Consider the following 16,241-nt stretch of genomic DNA (forward strand, 5'->3'; position numbering starts at 1 on the left):
GACCGTGTCCGGGTCTCGCGCGGGCCGGCGCACGTTCGTGTGCGTCGACAACGACAGCTAAAAATGCCCGCGCAAGGCCGATGTCACGCGCATGAGGGAGGTCAAGCGCTCGCGATGAGACGTTCACCAGGAGGACTCAACCGACGGCAGTTCTTGCAGTCCAGCACTACCGCTGCCGGTGCGGTGGCGTTTGGCCTGCCGATCATCATGGCGCCCGACAGGTCCTGGGCGCTCGAATTGTCGGGCACGCTCGACCAGCACACCGCCGATACCTTGCTGGTCATGGCGCGTCAGCTGTACCCGCACCGTACGCTGAACGACATGTATTACGGCCGGGTGGTCGAGGCGCTCGATCGCGCCGCCAAGGCCGACCGCGACTTGGCGCAGAGGCTGACCGAAGGCGTGCGCAAGTTGGATAGGGCCAAGCACGTGCGCTTCATGGACCTGTCGCCCGGCTATCAGGTTCAGGTGCTGGAAAGCCTGCAGGACGAGCCCTTCTTCGAAAAGGTCCGCTCGACCCAAGTGGTCGCGCTGTACAACGATGAACTCGTCTGGCGCCACTTCGGATACGAGGGGCCGTCGTTCCGCTACGGCGGCTACATCAATCGCGGGTTCGACGACCTGTCCTGGCTGCCCAACCCGCCGCCGGAAGCTAGTCCACCCAAGGACGGCAAGGCCTAACGCGGAGGGCACACAGACATGGCACGTATCGACCTGAACGACGACGGCGCGGTCGTCATCATCGGCTCCGGCGCCGGCGGCGGCACGCTTGCGAACGAACTCTGCCAGAAGGGCTGAACCGCCCCGAGCTTTCCGGAGGCTCCAACGTCTGGGAGACTGGAGCCCATGGGAAAGACGACGAACCGGAAGCCGTATCCGCGGGAACTACGCGAGCGCGCCGTTCGGATGGTGCGCGAGCATGAGGGCGAGTACGCCTCACGATGGGCGGCGCTCACCTCGATCGCCGAGAAGTTCGGCTGCAACCCTGAGACGCTGCGCAACTGGCTGCGGCAGGCGGAGCGTGATGAGGGAACAGCTGAAGTGGACCCTGGTTTTGGAACAGGGGCGAGCGTTAGCGTAGGGCGGGCCCTCCTGACCTGAAGGAGGAGACGATGTCGAAGAAGAGCCCGCGCAAGCTGACGCCGCAGTTCAAGTCCAAGGTCGGCCTGGCCGCGTTGAAGGGCGAGGCAACGATCCAGGAGCTGGCGGCGCGGTACGAGGTTCATCCGAACCAGATCCACGCCTGGCGGAGGGCCGTGGAGGAAGGCGCCTCTGCCGCCTTCGAGAAGGGCGACGGCAAGCAAGAGCGGGAGAACCAGGCGCTGATCGACGATCTGTACCGGCAGATCGGCCAGCTGACGGTCGAGCGGGATTTTCTGCAGAAACGCTCGCCCAAGTAACGCCGGCCGAGCGCCGGGCGATGGTGGATCGGGAGCACCCTGAGCTCTCCGTCGCCCGGCAGTGCCGGCTGCTCGGCATCAGCCGGACGTCGGTGTATCGGCGCCGGAAGGCGCGTCACGCCCGCGATCTGGAGCTCATGGACTTGATCGACCGGCAGTACCTGTCCTGTCCGTTCTACGGCAGCCGCCGGATGACGGCGTGGCTGCGTCAGCTCGGTTATCCGGTAAACCGCAAGCGCATCCAGCGGCTGATGCGGGAGATGGGGCTGAAGCCGATCTACCCGAAGCCGCGCACGACGCGGCCGCATCCCGAGCACAAGGTCTATCCTTACCTGCTGCGCGGGATGACGATCGACCGGGTCGACCAGGTTTGGGCCGCGGACATCACGTATATCCCGATGGCCCGCGGCTTCCTGTACCTGGTCGCGATCATGGACTGGGCGAGCCGGAAGGTGCTCGCGTGGCAACTGTCGAACACGATGGACGCCAGCTTCTGCGTGGCGGCGCTGCAGCGAGCGTTGGAGACCGGGCGCCGGCCCGAAATCTTTAACACCGACCAGGGCGCCCAGTTCACGAGCGAGGCGTTCACGGGCCTGCTGAGCGACCACGACATCCGGATCTCGATGGACGGCCGTGGCCGCTGCCAGGACAACATTTTCGTCGAGCGCCTCTGGCGCAGCCTGAAGTACGAGGAGGTCTACCTGCACGCCTACGACACCGTGGGCGACGCCGAGACCGGCATCGGCGCCTGGATGGCGTTCTACAACGACGAACGCCCGCACCAGGCGCTGGGCAACTGCACGCCGGCGGCGATCTACGCCGGCGGCTCAGACGTGCGGGCATGTGGACGCCCGGCTCCGCCGGCCGGCTGGGCGGGCCCCGGAGTCCTAGATGCTCCGGGGCCCGCCCAGCCTGCGACCACAAGCCCGCACGCCAATCAGCCGGTGGTGCAAGCCGCACCAGGGCTGGACAATCCGCCACCCACGTCGGCTACGCTCGCCCCTGGCGAGACGCCGGCACACACCGAGGGCCCCACCGCCTAACGCTCTGAAGCCCGACCGCTGTTGCAGACAACGGGTCCACCTCAATCCTGCGCAAAGCTTCGGCTTATTTTGCTCAGGCGGAGCTCGACCGCCGCAACAAGTCATGATCGCGTTCATCGACGATCACCGCACGGTCTACGGGGTCGAGCCGATCTGCCGGCAGCTGCCGATCGCCCCGTCGACCTACCGTCTCCACGCGGCCCGCCAGGCGGCGCCGTCGACGGCGCCGGCGCGTATCCAACGCGATGCGCGACTGCGCACGGAGATTCGCCGGGTCTGGGACGAGAACTTCCAGGTCTACGGTGTGCGCAAGGTCTGGCAGCAGCTTCGCCGGGATGGCTTCGAGGTCGCGCGCTGCACGGTCGAACGCCTGATGCAGGAGATGGATCTGCAGGGCGCAGTCCGCGGCAAGGTCAAGCGGACCACGGTGAGCGACAAGGCCCAGCCGTGCCCGCTCGATCACGTGAACCGGGACTTCCAACCGGCCCGACCCAACGCTTTGTGGGTTTCCGACTTCACGTACGTCGCCACTTGGCACGGCTTCGCCTACGTCGCCTTCGTGATCGACGCGTTCGCGCGAAAGATCGTCGGCTGGCGGGGCTCGCACAGCGCCGAGACCGGCTTCGTGCTGGATGCCCTGGAGCAGGCCCTGCACGCCCGTCAGCCGGGCAAGGACAAGGGCCTCATTCATCATAGCGATCGCGGCGTCCAGTACCTGTCGCTGAAGTACACCGACCGGCTTGCAGACGCCGGGCTGCAGCCGTCGGTGGGCAGCGTCGGCGACAGCTACGACAACGCCCTCGCGGAGACGGTGATCGGGCTGTACAAGACGGAGGTGATCCGCCGCCTCGGTCCCTGGCGCAGTTTGGGAGAGCTGGAGCTGACCACCCTCGAATGGATCGACTGGTTCAACAACCGGCGCCTGCTGGAACCGCTCGGTCACATTCCGCCAGCAGAGGCGGAGGCGAAATTTTTCGAGCTGGACGATCAGGCCGCCATGGCGGCCTGATCGTCCAACCACCGCAGCCTCCGAGAAACCCGGGACACCTCAGGGGACCTATCTGGTGTCGGGCCGCAGGCGGATACTGAGCGCGATAAAAGTCAATGAACCACGCACGTGCTGGCGGGTCATTCAGCGTAACCGGGAGAGCATGTCATGCGACCTAACACTGCTGGGGAACCGAGGGGCCGGCGCCAGTTGGCACTCGCGTTCGCCGCCATCCTTCTGGTGGCCGCGGCGCCCGCGCCACAGGCCGTTGCGGCGCCCGACCAGGCCACGCAAGCCAAGGCGTTTGTCGCCGAGCTCGGCCAGAAAGCCATCGATGAACTCGCCGACACCGACGTCCCACGCACCGAACGCCGACAAGCCTTTTTGCGGCTTTTCCGATCATATTTCGCCGTCGAGGACATCAGCCGCTTTATCCTCGGGCGCTATTGGCGTGTGGCGAGCACAGATGAGCAGCGGCGGTTCCAGGACGTTTTCGTCCGGACCCTAGCCCAGCGCTTCCTGCCGTTCTTCGAAGGCTTCATGCAAGACGACTTTACCGTGACACGCGTGCGTGCACACACCAGCCGTAAAGACCGCTATATGATCGAAACACTTGTCACGCGTCCCGATGCGCCCGAAGACCAAAAGGTCAACATCGTCTGGCATGTGCGAGCCGGCGATGGCGGGTTGGCCATCGTCGACGTCAAAACCGAAAACATCAGCATGGCGATCACCCTACGCTCGGAATACGGGGCCGCCCTGCAGCAGGCCGGCGGAAAAGTCGACGCCCTCAACGACGAGCTCAGCGCCAAGCTCGCCGACGGCGCCTTCGCGCATGGATCCAGCGCTGCTGCGAACGGCGATCGGTGATCTGGCAGCCGCGCCGTCCGGGGTCTGCGGGGCAGCGAGGCCAAGCATACGCCGCGCCTGCGCCGGTGTCGCGACTGGCCGGCCGTGGCGCTAACAGAGATCGATCTCCCAGACGGCGAGGGCGGCGTTCGAGGGGCCACGGTGTTGCGGTCCAGACGGACGTTGTCTTCAAGCCCGGTGCGCGTGCGTGACCGCCCAATGCTGGGCAGGGGCAGATGTCGATCGGCGATGGGGTCTATCTCTGAGAGGGGCGGACTTTCAGGACGTTGTGGCGCCGATCAGCGTCGCGACCCCACGCAGAACAAAATCGACAGCGCCCTGAACCAGCTAGCGGAGCACTTGGATGCCGACACAAGCCAAACCGTGTAGACGTGATCAAAGGGTAGGTTAGGCAAAACCCCGGGCATAGCGGGGCGGCAAGACTCATCAGGGGTTGAATCTCGGAGTCACGGCTGGTGATGTGGGGGTATGGCCGATGATCCCCCAGATATGGACGATGCGTCGTATGAGGACCTCAAAGAGCTGGTTCAGTTGCTGCGCCAGGAGGTCGCCGAGCTCAAGCGTGAGAATGCGGCGCTTCGCGATGAGAACGCCCGTCTGAAGGGCAAGCCGCCGCGGCCAGACGTGAAGCCGAGCCGGATGGCGGAGAACGCCGGCAGCGGCGGCAAGCCGTCGGGCAAGGGCCAGGGCAAGTCACGCAGGCGCGGCAGCAAGCGCAGCCGGCTGACGATTGACGAAGACCGTCACCTCAGGCCGGACGGCATTCCCGACAATGCGCGCTTCAAGGGATACGAGGACTACGTCGTCCAGGATCTGGAGGTGCGCCCGCGCAACATCCGGTATTGTAGGGAGCGCTGGGAACTGCCGGACGGGACGACGCTCACCGCCGACTTGCCGGCGGACACACGCGGGCATTACGGCGGCGAGCTGCGGCGGTTGGTGTTGTCGCTCTATCATCGCGGTCAGATGACGGTCCCGCGGCTTACCCGGCAGCTGAGCGACCTCGGCTTGCTGATCGATCAGCGCCAGGTGCAGCGGCTGTTGGCGGACCCGGGGGATGTGTTCGTGCCGGAGTCCCGAGAGGTTCTGCATGCCGGCGTCGCCAGCGCGGCGTGGGTCAGTGTCGACGGCACGGGGGCCCGCCATCGCGGCCAGAACGGCTACTGCACCCAGATCGGCGACAGCCGGTTCACCGGCTTCGCCACGACGGACGCGAAGAGCCGGCTGGACTTCCTGGAGATCCTCCGGGCGGGCCACACCGACTACGTTATCAACGTCGAGGCGCTGGCCTATATGGCCGAGCACAACCTTGCCCAACAGGCGATCGAGCGCCTGGCCGACGGTCCCACCCACTTTCCTGATAAGGCCAGCTGGTTGGCGCACCTGAGCGCACTCGGCCTGGACCGGCAGGAGCGCCACGCCCGCCTCGCGACGGAGGCGGCGCTCTACGGCGCGATCACGCACCACAGGCTCCTCGAAGAGACCGTGGTGCTGTCCGATGATGCCGGTCAGTTCCGGGTCGGCGACCACGCGCTGTGCTGGATCCACGCAGAGCGTCTGATCAAGGGGCTGGACGCGTTCACGGCGCGCGAGCGCGCCGCGGTGAAGAAGCTCCGCAGGCTGATCTGGGAGTTCTATGACGCGTTGAAGGGCTACGCGAAAGCGCCCTCGGCCGAGCGCCGCAAGCAACTGCGCCAGCGTTTCGATCGGATCTTTCGCCGCAAGACCGACTTCGCGCCGCTCGACCGGCTGTTGCAACGCCTGTACCGGCGCAAGGAAGAGCTGCTGACGGTCCTGGACCGGCCCGAGGTGCCGCTGCACACCAACGGCTCGGAGAACGACATCCGCAGCCACGTCACCCGCCGGAAGATCTCCGGCGGCACCCGCAGCGACCACGGCCGGGACTGTCGGGACGCACACCTCGGTCTGATGAAGACCTGCGATAAGCTCGGGATCTCGTACTGGCAGTACCTCGGGATACCGTGATTCTTGTCAAAGGGTCGTTGGCGGCGCGCTCCCCAAGTCGGGGCCTCACCGACGGCCGGCCGCCCTTGCGCGCTATGTGGGCGCGCGGGCGGCCGGCCTGTTCGGCCCCGCTCGGGGAGCGCGCGGCAAAAGCCGTCACGGTGACGACCGACCCCGGCGTCGGTGCGCGGACCATCATGCGGGCGTTGCGGCCCAGTTCGGGTCGAACGGCTGGCCGGTCTTGAGGACGCCGTAGCAAAGCACGAGCAGCTTGCGCATGGCGGCGGCGACGCGCTGCTTGCCGGCCAGACGCCCCTTCGCTGCGAGGCGGTCGTCGAGGGCGCGGACGCAGGAGTTTTGCCGCCGGGCGGCCAGCGCCGGCATGTAGAGCATGCGCCGCAGGTTGGCGTTGCCGATGCGGCAGATCCGGGCGGGCTTGTCGAGGCTGTCGCCGGATTGGTTCGGCGCCGGGCTCACGCCGGCATAGGCGGCGACCTGCTTGGCGTGCTGGAACAGGCTGACGTCCGGCAGCTCGACGAGGATCCCGGCGGCGGTCTCGGTGGCGATGCCGGGGATGGAGACGAGCAGGGCGTGACGGCGAGCCAGTTCCGGGTCCGCGGGGATCTCGTCACGGATGGCCCGCTCGACCCCGGCGAGACGCTGCTCGAGATCAGCGATCGTCTGCTCGGTGACCCGCCGGGCCGCATCACACAGCCGGCCGGCCTGCAACTGGTTGCGATGGGCGGTCAGGTCCTCGACGAGCTGCTCGCGGATGCGCACCAGGTCGCGCAGCCGCAGGACGGCGGCGGGCGGCGGCGTCCAGGCCGTCGGGCGCAGCAGCCGGCCGAACTGGGCGACGGCATGCGCGTCGATGCGGTCGGACTTGCCGCGACCGAGCTGGACCCGCTGGAAGTGCTTGACCCGTGCTGGATTGACGACGCTGACGATGTAGCCGGCCTCGTGGAGGGTCATGGCGAGGTCCATCCAGTAACGGCCGGTCGCCTCGAGAACGACGCGCACAGGGGCGTCTGCGTGCTTGGCCAGCCAGTCCTTGAGATGGGCATGACCGTCGGCGGTGTTGTCGACGCCCTTTTTGCGCTTGCGTCCGTCGCCGCGGATCAGATGCAGCTGCAGCTTGGTCTTGCCGGTATCGACACCCAGCGTCGCTTCGTCCATTGATCGCCTCCCGGATGTTGATCGAGTCTGATCTTACACGCGGCAAAGCCGGTCTTTTATACGGGCTCACCGCCTTGTTGCGGGGCCTATCATACCGTCCAGCTTTGAAGCCGCGCGTTGGGGGAGAGGGGCCATATCTCCCGATCGGGTTCGGTGTTCGGACCCTAGCCGTCTACCTGGCTCACCTCTCCCCCTGCCGCGGTTTCCGGCCTACCGCGGCTGGCCGGCAACATAAAAGCCGCCTCGGCCTGCCGGACGCCGAAGCGATCCCGCCACTCGCCGATCTCATCCGGGCCCGGGCCCCAACCTAGCCGGCCCTCAGATCACACAGCACCCGCTCGTTCCGCACCCATAGCGTGCAGCCGACCGCAGCGCTGGATAACGGCTGCTGGATAACGGCTGCCCGGGGTTTTGCCTAAGTTACATCAAAGGCCGATCAATCTACATGGCGCGCTTTCGCTTTTCGGGACATCAGATTCGACACTTACAGCAAACGGCTTGGGGCGGCATGGCTCTCCTAACTCAGTAGCCAAGCGCCCGGCCGACAATCGCCGCGCCCCTCAAGCCCTGTGCGCCCGTCAGTGCGGCATGCGTATGACCGGCTTGATGGCGCCCCCGGCCTCACTGTCCTCGGCCGCCTGCTGGATCGCGTCCAGGTCGTAGAAGCTGAGCAGCTTGTCGATCGGGAAGCGGCCCTGGAAGTAGAGCTCGACCAGCCGCGGGATGAATAGGTCCGGGACGCTATCCCCCTCGATCACGCCGCGCACGGTTCGTCCGAACAGGATCGAGTTCATATCGAAGGTGGCTTCGGTGCCGAGCGGTGCCGCTCCAATCAGCCCGCAGACACCGCGCAGGGTGAGCGCGTCGACCGCGTGCCGGAACACCTCGGGCCGGGCGGAGGTCTCGAGGGTATAGTGCGCGCCGCCGCCGGTGATCTCGCGCACCGCATCAAGCGCGTCGTCCTGCGTGGGGTCGACCGTGTGGGTGGCCCCCAGCTGCTCGGCCATGTCGCGCCGGGCCTGGATGGGCTCGACCGTAATAATCGGCGTGCAGCCGACCGCCCGGGCGGCCATCACCGCGGCCAGGCCCACCGAGCCGGCGCCGAACACTGCGATCGAAGTTCCGGCGCGCGGGTTGAGGGTGTTCATGACCGCGCCCGCCCCCGTCTGCAGGCCGCAGCCGAGCGGGCCTAGGTGCTCCAGCGGCGCGTCGCCGCGCACAGGCACCACGTTGGCCGCGTAGGCGAGCGCGTGGGTGGCGAAGGACGACTGGCCGAAAAAGCAGCTCTGCACCGCGCTGCCGTCGCTGCGCTTGAGGGTCGTGCTGCCGTCAGGCCGCTGGGCTGCGAAGTTGTGGGCGAACAGGTCGTGGCAGTAGGTGGGCGCCCCCTCTTTGCAGGAGGCACAATGGCCGCAGCTTTTGTAGCTGAGGACGACCGGATCGCCTGGCTTGACCTTGTTCACTGCGCCGCCGACGGCCTCGACGATGCCGGCTCCCTCGTGACCGAGGACGGCTGGGAGCGGCACAGGGTACTCCTGGTCGCGGCAGACCAGGTCGGTGTGGCATAGGCCGGTTGCGACCACGCGCACCAGTACCTCGTCCGACCGCGGGTCCTCCAGTTCCAGCGTCTCCAGGTGGAACGCCTGGCCCTTCCCAGGCGTGACGGCGGCAGTGATCGTGGGCATCGCGTTGGCCTCCTTCAGACGGACACTGAGCTGCGGTTCAGCCGGCGACGCGCTGCTTCAGGGCGTCGAAGCCGCCCTGGAAGACGCCGTTGCCGACGGTGTCGACCATGGCCTCCCGGTCTTCTTCGGCGCAGGCGAAGGTGGCGGACCATTCGGCGTAGCACTGCCCGCCGTCGGTGATCGGCAGCAGGCGCAGCGTGGCGATGTAGTCCGAGATCGGCAGCGGCGACTCCAGAATGCTGTAGACGACCGTGCGGTGGGGGTCGTCTAGGCTGAGCAACTGTTCGCGGATCGTCCCGCCGTCGGTCAGCTGGAAGTTGCGCACGCAGCCCACCGCGTCTGACGGCCGGTTGTCCTCGATCCGGCTTTCGGCGATGCCGGGGTGCCAGTCGGGCAGGGCGTTGAAGTCGCGGATCACCGACCAGACCGCGTCGGCCTCGGCGGGGATCACACTGGAGACGAAGACATGGGGCATGGCGGGCTTCCTTCCGTCGGCTGGATGTCGGTGCGATGCCGGCTGGTTGCGGCTTGGGCCGTTAAAAGCTCAGAGCCTTGAAGGTTCGGGTCTGCTCGGTCAGCGCCCTCTCGGTCGGCAGCCGTTCCATCGAGGAGGCGCCGTAGAAGCCGTGGCAGGTCCGGGCGTGGCGCAGCACGTGGGCGGCGTCATCTGGCATCGCGATCGGGCCGCCGTGGCACAGCACCAGGACGTCGTCGCGCACCGACAGGGCGGCGTCCGCCCAGTCGTCGATCAGCGCCACGCAGTCGTCGAGCGACTTTGCCGTCTCCGCCCCGATCGATCCGCCGGTGGTCAGGCCCATGTGCGGGACGATGATGTCCGCCCCGGCCCGCGCCATCTTCTCCGCGTCCTCCCGGGAGAAGACGTAGGGCGTGGTCAGCAGGTCGTGGGCGTGGGCGCGCGCGATCATCTCGACCTCCCGGTCGAAGCCCATGCCCGTCTCCTCAAGATTGGCGCGGAAGGTCCCGTCGATCAGGCCGACGGTGGGGAAGTTCTGCACCCCGGCGAAGCCCAGGTCCTTGAGTTCGCGGAGGAAACGGTCGGTCATCATGAACGGGTCGGTGCCGTTCACGCCCGCCAGAATGGGCGTGTACTTGACCACCGGCAGCACCTCCCGCGCCATCTCGACCACGATGTCGTTGGCGTTGCCGTAGGCCAGCAGCCCGGCAAGCGAGCCGCGGCCCGCCATGCGGTAGCGCCCGGAGTTGTAGATCACGATCAGGTCGATGCCGCCCGCCTCCTCGCACTTGGCGGAGAGGCCGGTGCCGGCCCCGCCGCCCACGATCGGCTCGCGGTTGCGGCCCATCTCCTGGAACTTCGCCATCAATTGGGCACGGTCGTGGGTTGCCATCGGGCACAACTCCCTCAGGGGTGGCGTCAGCAGGCTCGCGGACAGGGCCGGCGGGTCAGCGGCCGGTGACCTCGCCGAACGCCTGGATCAGCGCCTGAGTGAACTCAGGGTCGTTGACGTTGTGCGGCACGCGCTTCAGCTGGCGCCGATCGGTCTGTTCGACCGTGGCCTCGAGCGCCTCGAACAGCGCGGCGTCGGCCTCGGGGTCGTGGAACGGCTGGCCGGGCGCATCGATCGCCGACACCCCGCCCTCCGGCAGCAGGAAGCGCACCGGGCCCGGGCAGGCGTTCAGCTTCTGGCCGATCCATTCTCCCATCCGCCGGTTCTCCTCCGGCGTCGTGCGCATCAGAGTCACCTGCGGGTTGTGGACGTAGAGGTTGCGGTCCCTGTAGTGTTCGGGACCGTATCCTTCGCGCCGAAATTCACCATGTCGAGCGCGCCGCAGGAGCCGACGTAGGGCACGCTTGTGTGCGCGATCGCGCCGAAGCGGTCGGGCCCAGCGGAGAACACTCCCCCTATCAGTTCGTCGCACACCTCGGTCGTCGTGATGTCGATGACGTAGGTGACGAGCCCGGACTCCACGAGCTTCTCCATCGACTGCCCGCCCGTGCCGGTCGCGTGAAAGACCAGGCAGTCGTAGTCGCCCTCCAGTCGCTCGATCACTTGCTGCACGCAGGTCGTGGTCACGCCGAACATGGTGATGCCGACGGCGGGCTTGCTCTCCACGGCCTGAGGCACAGGATTGGCGACCATGCCCGCTAGCCCGTGCGCGGCGTTGGCGAGGACGGTGCGGGAGATCCGGTTCAGTCCTTGCACGTCGGTCACCGAATACATCATGCAGATGTCGCTCGGGCCCACATAGGGCGCGACGTTGCCCGAGGCGACGGTGGAGACGAGCACCTTGGGTACGCCCACGTCGAGCGCCCGCATGGCGGGCGCAACCAGCGCCGTCCCGCCGGAGCCACCGGCACTCACCATGCCGGCGATGTCGTTGCGGGTGCGTACGAACCGCTCGAAGGCCTCCGTCATCGCGGTGACGGCCGCCCCGCGGTCGCCCTGGCCGAGTACGGCCCCCGCGCCGTCGGGATGGTGTTGGGCGACGTCGCGCGGAGTGACGTCGGCGTCTGGGGCGTCACTTTTGATACCCAGATCGACCAGCGTGGTGGCGACGCCCGCGGCCGCGAGGCGGTCGCGCAGATAGCGGATCTCGGGCCCTTTCGTGTCCAGGGTCCCGACCACATAGGCGGTTGCCATGCAGCTTAGCCTCCCCGTCTATTGTTTTGGCGCCGCGGTCGTCCCGCGGGTGTTACTTGTCGGGGAGGAGGCTACCGGGCCACGGTGAGAATGATCAACCGAAATGCGGTGGTTGGCATACTCTGATATTTTGCGAGAGGAGGGTGTCTTCAACTTTGAGTTCCTTTGCTCAGGCCGGCCGGTGGTAAGCTGACGGTCTGCGCCTGGAGCTGTCGACGGGGCGACCAGCGCGCGGACAAGACTTCGACACCAGCATTCAACGGCCTTAGATTGCGAAGTTTTTAAGCGTAGATTGGTGAGGAACGCCGCCACCAGTACGATCGCCTCGCGAATTCAGGAAACCGGGCCGTGCGCACTGGTGATGGCGAACGTGGTTCGCGACGGGTATGGCCGGTGGTCCGGGTTGACCCCTGCGGTGGGCAACGCCCAGGACATCGCTGTGGTGATCGACTGGACCGAGTTCGATGCCGACGACCAGTCTACCCTCGTAGCGAGCTTGGTCACCAGCCAGGCCGCTCCACACCGCTGATCTGGCTGACCGGGAAGGACGAGCTCGAAAACGCCCAGAGCGATTACGAGGACGCCGTCTTGCGCCGGCTTTGGGAGGTGCTGCCGGCCGACGTGGCGGTCACCATCCTGGCCGATCGCGGTTTCGGCGACCGCAAGCTCATGGGCTTCCTGGAGGAGCTGGGCTTCGACTATCTCATCCGCATCCGGGGCAACATCACGGTCGAGGCCGCCAACGGCGAGACGCGCAAAAGCGCCCAGTGGGTGGGCAAAAACGGGCGCGCCCGTAAGCTATCGAACGCCCGCATAACCAAGGCGGGGAAGCTGGTGCCCGACGTGGTGTGCGTTCACGCCAAGGGCATGAAGGAGCCCTGGTGCCTGGTCACCAGCAATGCCGACGCGAAGGCCGCCGAGATCAAGAATCTGTACTCTCGACGCTGGACCACGGATATCGACCAGACATGGCGACTCTCAAGACTCAAAGGGTTGGCAGGGGGCGTCTCCGACCACCGGCGGTCGGCGATGCCAGGGAGCGGGCGTGGCACGGATCGCCTTCAGGTTGGCGATCGTGGCCGCATCGGCATGGACCAGGTTGGCATAACCGCGGCCGAGCGGTATGCGCCGGCTGCGTAGACGCCCTTGCTGGACCCAGCCGTATAACGTCGGTTCGGGCATCCCGATCTCGGCGGCCAGTTCGCGCACGGTCCATTCGTCGGCTTCACGCTGCAGATCCACAGGTGCGCGGCGGTAGCGAGGTTTGACGACACCGGCCTTGGATAACAGGCGGTAGACCATCTGCTTTTTGAAGGTCGTCCGACGCTTGGCCGGGCGCCAGCCCTCCGCGTTGAGGGTCTCGGCGATCTCGGTATAACTCCCGCCCGCGCGGCGGAGATCGGCGGCTCGCTCCAGCAACTGGTTGTAGGTGGTGAGAGCGCTCAACTTGGCCACAGGCCGGATCAGGGTGTGAGCGGTTCGATGACCGCCGTGCCAGTGGCATTGAACACGAACCTGTTCGCTATCGTCGACCACCTCGACCAGAACCCGCTCCAGCAGCATGCGCACGATGGTCTGGCCATCCGCCTGGGTGGTGGTCTCCGCCGCCCAGAGCCCTGGTAGATCGGTGGCCAGCTCCCGGAGTTGGGCGAGTTCCGCAGCGTCCGGAACGCTCGGCCTGTCACGCTGGAACTGCGCGTACGCCTCAGCGAGCTCGACCCGAGTTCGCGGTGGCTAGAAAGACGGCCGGAATTTGCCGCCTCAATCAGGGGGTTACACAGAACAGGTTCGTGGCGTGTCTCTAGGCAGCGTCCGAGACCGCCGTCACGCTGAGCACCTTGGAAGGGGCTTGAACCCGCAGTTGCCGAAGGGTTTGGGCCAGCTCGCCGCTGACCTCGGTCCGCTGCACAATCGAGCGCTTTTGGCTTCGGTAGCTCACCACTTTCAGCCGCCCGAGCACGTGGGCGATCGCCGTCCACGGCTGTCCGCAGCGCAGCTCCGCTGCGCGCTGGATTTGCAGCGCCAGCACGCAGAGCTTCACGTGGGCCGTGATCCGGCGCGCGGCCACGTGGTACATGGGCCGAACCTCCAGCCCCGTCTGCTTCATCTTGCGGAAGCACGACTCGATGATCGACGCGCCTTTGTAGCCGAGGGCGATGTCCTCGACGCTCAGACTGTCGTCGTTGGTGACCACGACGAACTTGCCGTCGTACGCCTGAGCGGCCTTCACCTTCTTCTGGTCGATGCGCGGCCGGCCCCGGCTGTCGGTGCTCAGATACCGGCCGTAGCGCCCGGAACTGAGCAGCCGGCAGGCGGCTTTCGGATGGTCGGCCTCACCGCGGTCGATGCGCGCCAGCTCACTCTGCAGCTCCGCCAACACCTCCTCGCGGTGCTTGCGCTGGCGCTCCGCCTCCTCGGGGTTCAAGCACAGGACGTAGCGCTTGCGCCGCTCGCCGTCGCCCACCCAGACGTCCTTGGCCTTCAGGTTGCTGGCGACCGTCCGGTAGCGGCCGGGCCGGGAAAGGACGTCCTGCTGGACCTCCTTCACGCGCGCCATGGGCACGGCGACGATGTAGCGGCCGAGGCCCTCGCTGAGGGTCTTGAGGTTGGCCTTGGAGTACATGCCGGCATCGCCGACAAAGATGCAGCGGCCGAGATGCCAGGCGCGCAGATCCTCTTTGATCTGCTTGACCGTGGAGACATCGGCGGTGTCGCCCGGCAGCACCCAGGACCGGATCGGCATGCCCTCGCGGGTAACCGCCAGGGCGACGATTACCTGGGGCTGGTTGTCCCGGCCCTCCTTGCTGTGACCGCGGCGGCGCAGCGCGGGGTATGTCTCCCCATTCCACTCCGTCTCCACCTCGTCAGCCACATCGGTCTCGCAGTAGGCGGTCGTCGTGTCATAGAAGATCAGATCGGCATCGAGGCTGAACAGGTTCGCGGTCTGAAGGAAGATCCGTCGCTCGATCTGCTCCGCGGACGTCGCCAGGACATCAAGCGCCCGGTAGAGCCGATCGACGTCGAGCGTCTCCGCCTCCGGAAGCCACGCCCGGTCGCTCAGCCAGCGCGTCGTGCAGCCGCGCTTGGAGCGCGGCTCCTCCAGGCGGTTGGCCGCCATGGCGAACAGCGCGGTGTGGTGCTGCGCGCCCAGCCCCTTGGCCTCCAGCACCTCCCGGACCGCCGGGCCGATGCCCAGCTCCTCCCAGAAGGTGCGGGCGACGTGGACCACGCCCAGATCGCGGCTTTCGTCGATGGCGATATCCGGGATCTCCACGCTGTCGCCGCCAGTGGCCGTGTCCTCGCCGAGAACCCGGTTGATGCTGTGAACCAACCGGCGCAGCTGCGCCTCGCTCTGCGCGTCGGCGCGGCCGAAGTTGTAGACCACCTGGACCTCCGAGCGCCCCCTGGCGGCATTCCAGACGTTTTCGGCGAGGGCCAGGTAGCGGATGGTCGAGCCGTCTTTCCGGCGGCGCTGGGTCGTCCGCAGATACATACCTAGACCCTGAGGCGCCGAATCACCTCCAGTCAACCTCGAAGGTAGATAGCGTGTATCTAGTCCGCTGGCGGCGCGCCCGAACCTAAGATGCAGGCAGAACAACGACTTAAACCGCATGAACCCGGCTCTGCGTGTCCAGTGACCGCGAAGTCAGGCTTGGCTTCGTCCGCCAACGCTTCTTCCCAGACCCGTTCCAGCGTCCCCGCGACGAGACGGTTGTCGGGATCAACCGCATCGTACTGACGCCGTGCGCGTTCGCTGGCGTAACGGGCGCGCTCGAGCCGCTGACGCCAATGCCGGTCCAGCTCCGCTCGCTCGACTTCCAGGTTGCTCGCGACCGCGAGACTGGCCTCCAGGGCCGCCGGCTGTAGCGCCTGAAGCACCAGTTCCGCGACCAGCGCGTCCACCGGTGCCCCCATCAGAGACTGACAGACCGCCTCGCCGTAATCGCTGGCCATGCGGTCGCAGCTGTAGCGCAGCGCACCGCCGTTGTTGTTGTAATGCGCGTTCATCCGCAGGCCGCACCGTCCGCACACCAGGAGACCCGACAAAAGCGCCTGGCCGGCCCGCACCGGGCCCGTCCGGTCAGCACGGTTCGCCGCGATCTGCGCCCCGTTTGCGCTGGTAGTGCTCCAGGGTGATGTAAGCCGGCATGCGATCCAGGAGAAACACTTCGGCGTTTTCGGGCCTCGGGCTTCCGCGGCCTGTGCCCGGCCGGCCCGGCCGTTGTCGCCGGCGATCCACCTGACGGACGCCATAGGCGTAAACCCCGGCATAGATCGGATTGACGAACAGGTTGTAAAGCGATGGACGGTTGGGGCGGTGCCACTCCAGGTCGCCTTTGCGCGCCCCCCAGCGTGCGCGCACCGGTAGCTGGATGTCGTGAGCGACCAGGTAGGTCAGCACGCCGTTCACCGTGCGGAACCCGGCACGCCGTTCTTCTACATGTCGATGGCTCGATACGTCATGCGGCAGGGGGATATTCACTGCGACCTCT

The 16,241-nt window shown here is 66.9% G+C and carries 13 protein-coding genes, 4 pseudogenes and 1 other annotated feature; of the genes and pseudogenes, 9 read left to right on the forward strand and 8 right to left on the reverse strand.

The window, feature by feature from the left end; all coding sequences use genetic code 11:
- Window positions 1-114 precede the first annotated feature (114 nt).
- From CKO28_RS21560 to CKO28_RS21585, 6 genes and pseudogenes are all read left to right on the forward strand, one after another.
- Entirely contained in the window at window positions 115-681 is a 567-nt protein-coding gene (locus CKO28_RS21560; protein WP_274611032.1) for a twin-arginine translocation signal domain-containing protein, read from the forward strand.
- A 165-nt stretch (window positions 682-846) separates the two neighbouring features.
- Window positions 847-1,032, forward strand: a pseudogene (locus tag CKO28_RS21565) (transposase); the annotation flags it as partial.
- Window positions 1,033-1,112: 80 nt separating this feature from the next.
- Window positions 1,113-2,224, forward strand: a pseudogene (locus CKO28_RS21570) (IS3 family transposase); the annotation flags it as partial.
- 254 nt (window positions 2,225-2,478) lie between these two features.
- Window positions 2,479-3,452: pseudogene (locus CKO28_RS21575) on the forward strand (IS3 family transposase); the annotation flags it as partial.
- Window positions 2,505-2,621 (forward strand) — a sequence feature (AL1L pseudoknot). It overlaps the preceding pseudogene by 117 nt.
- A 189-nt stretch (window positions 3,453-3,641) precedes the next feature.
- Window positions 3,642-4,301: an MlaC/ttg2D family ABC transporter substrate-binding protein gene (locus CKO28_RS21580; protein WP_200342889.1), complete on the forward strand. Its 660-nt coding sequence runs from the start codon at window positions 3,642-3,644 to the stop codon at window positions 4,299-4,301.
- 468 nt (window positions 4,302-4,769) lie between these two features.
- Entirely contained in the window at window positions 4,770-6,287 is a 1,518-nt protein-coding gene (locus CKO28_RS21585) for an IS66 family transposase (RefSeq protein WP_200342890.1), read from the forward strand.
- A gap of 174 nt (window positions 6,288-6,461) precedes the next feature.
- Here the strand turns inward: CKO28_RS21585 and CKO28_RS21590 are convergent, their stop codons facing one another.
- The 5 genes and pseudogenes from CKO28_RS21590 to CKO28_RS21610 all read right to left on the reverse strand — a co-directional run bounded on the left by CKO28_RS21590 (window position 6,462) and on the right by CKO28_RS21610 (window position 11,748).
- Complete coding sequence (locus CKO28_RS21590) at window positions 6,462-7,442, reverse strand: IS110 family RNA-guided transposase (protein ID WP_200342891.1); 981 nt, start codon at window positions 7,440-7,442, stop codon at window positions 6,462-6,464.
- Between the two features lie 578 nt (window positions 7,443-8,020).
- A complete protein-coding gene (locus tag CKO28_RS21595) occupies window positions 8,021-9,127 on the reverse strand; it encodes an NAD(P)-dependent alcohol dehydrogenase (protein ID WP_200342892.1) in 1,107 nt (368 codons plus the stop codon).
- Window positions 9,128-9,164: 37 nt separating this feature from the next.
- Window positions 9,165-9,602, reverse strand: a complete 438-nt coding sequence (locus CKO28_RS21600) for an SRPBCC family protein (protein WP_200342893.1) — start codon at window positions 9,600-9,602, stop codon at window positions 9,165-9,167.
- A 61-nt stretch (window positions 9,603-9,663) separates the two neighbouring features.
- Window positions 9,664-10,494: a phosphoenolpyruvate hydrolase family protein gene (locus CKO28_RS21605; RefSeq protein WP_200342894.1), complete on the reverse strand. Its 831-nt coding sequence runs from the start codon at window positions 10,492-10,494 to the stop codon at window positions 9,664-9,666.
- A 55-nt stretch (window positions 10,495-10,549) separates the two neighbouring features.
- Window positions 10,550-11,748, reverse strand: a pseudogene (locus CKO28_RS21610) (Tm-1-like ATP-binding domain-containing protein).
- A gap of 403 nt (window positions 11,749-12,151) precedes the next feature.
- Here CKO28_RS21610 and CKO28_RS28935 point away from each other — a divergent pair.
- The 3 genes from CKO28_RS28935 to CKO28_RS21620 all read left to right on the forward strand — a co-directional run bounded on the left by CKO28_RS28935 (window position 12,152) and on the right by CKO28_RS21620 (window position 13,371).
- Window positions 12,152-12,277, forward strand: coding sequence for a hypothetical protein (locus CKO28_RS28935; protein ID WP_274611033.1), 126 nt, complete (start codon window positions 12,152-12,154; stop codon window positions 12,275-12,277).
- Between the two features lie 59 nt (window positions 12,278-12,336).
- Window positions 12,337-12,888 carry a transposase gene (locus tag CKO28_RS21615; RefSeq protein WP_200342895.1) on the forward strand — a complete coding sequence of 184 codons (552 nt, stop codon included), beginning with the start codon at window positions 12,337-12,339 and terminating at the stop codon, window positions 12,886-12,888.
- A 330-nt stretch (window positions 12,889-13,218) separates the two neighbouring features.
- Window positions 13,219-13,371, forward strand: a complete 153-nt coding sequence (locus CKO28_RS21620; RefSeq protein ID WP_200342896.1) for a hypothetical protein — start codon at window positions 13,219-13,221, stop codon at window positions 13,369-13,371.
- A gap of 178 nt (window positions 13,372-13,549) precedes the next feature.
- Here the strand turns inward: CKO28_RS21620 and CKO28_RS21625 are convergent, their stop codons facing one another.
- From CKO28_RS21625 to CKO28_RS29195, 3 genes are read right to left on the reverse strand one after another with little or no spacing between them, the layout of a single operon-like run.
- Complete coding sequence (locus CKO28_RS21625; RefSeq protein ID WP_242480715.1) at window positions 13,550-15,241, reverse strand: IS1634 family transposase; 1,692 nt, start codon at window positions 15,239-15,241, stop codon at window positions 13,550-13,552.
- Between the two features lie 59 nt (window positions 15,242-15,300).
- Window positions 15,301-15,816, reverse strand: a complete 516-nt coding sequence (locus CKO28_RS28940; protein WP_200342897.1) for a recombinase zinc beta ribbon domain-containing protein — start codon at window positions 15,814-15,816, stop codon at window positions 15,301-15,303.
- A gap of 13 nt (window positions 15,817-15,829) precedes the next feature.
- A complete protein-coding gene (locus CKO28_RS29195; protein WP_200342898.1) occupies window positions 15,830-16,231 on the reverse strand; it encodes a hypothetical protein in 402 nt (133 codons plus the stop codon).
- Window positions 16,232-16,241: the final 10 nt, after the last annotated feature.

Source organism: Rhodovibrio sodomensis, from assembly GCF_016583645.1.
In the GTDB taxonomy this organism is placed as follows: Bacteria; Pseudomonadota; Alphaproteobacteria; order Kiloniellales; family Rhodovibrionaceae; genus Rhodovibrio; species Rhodovibrio sodomensis.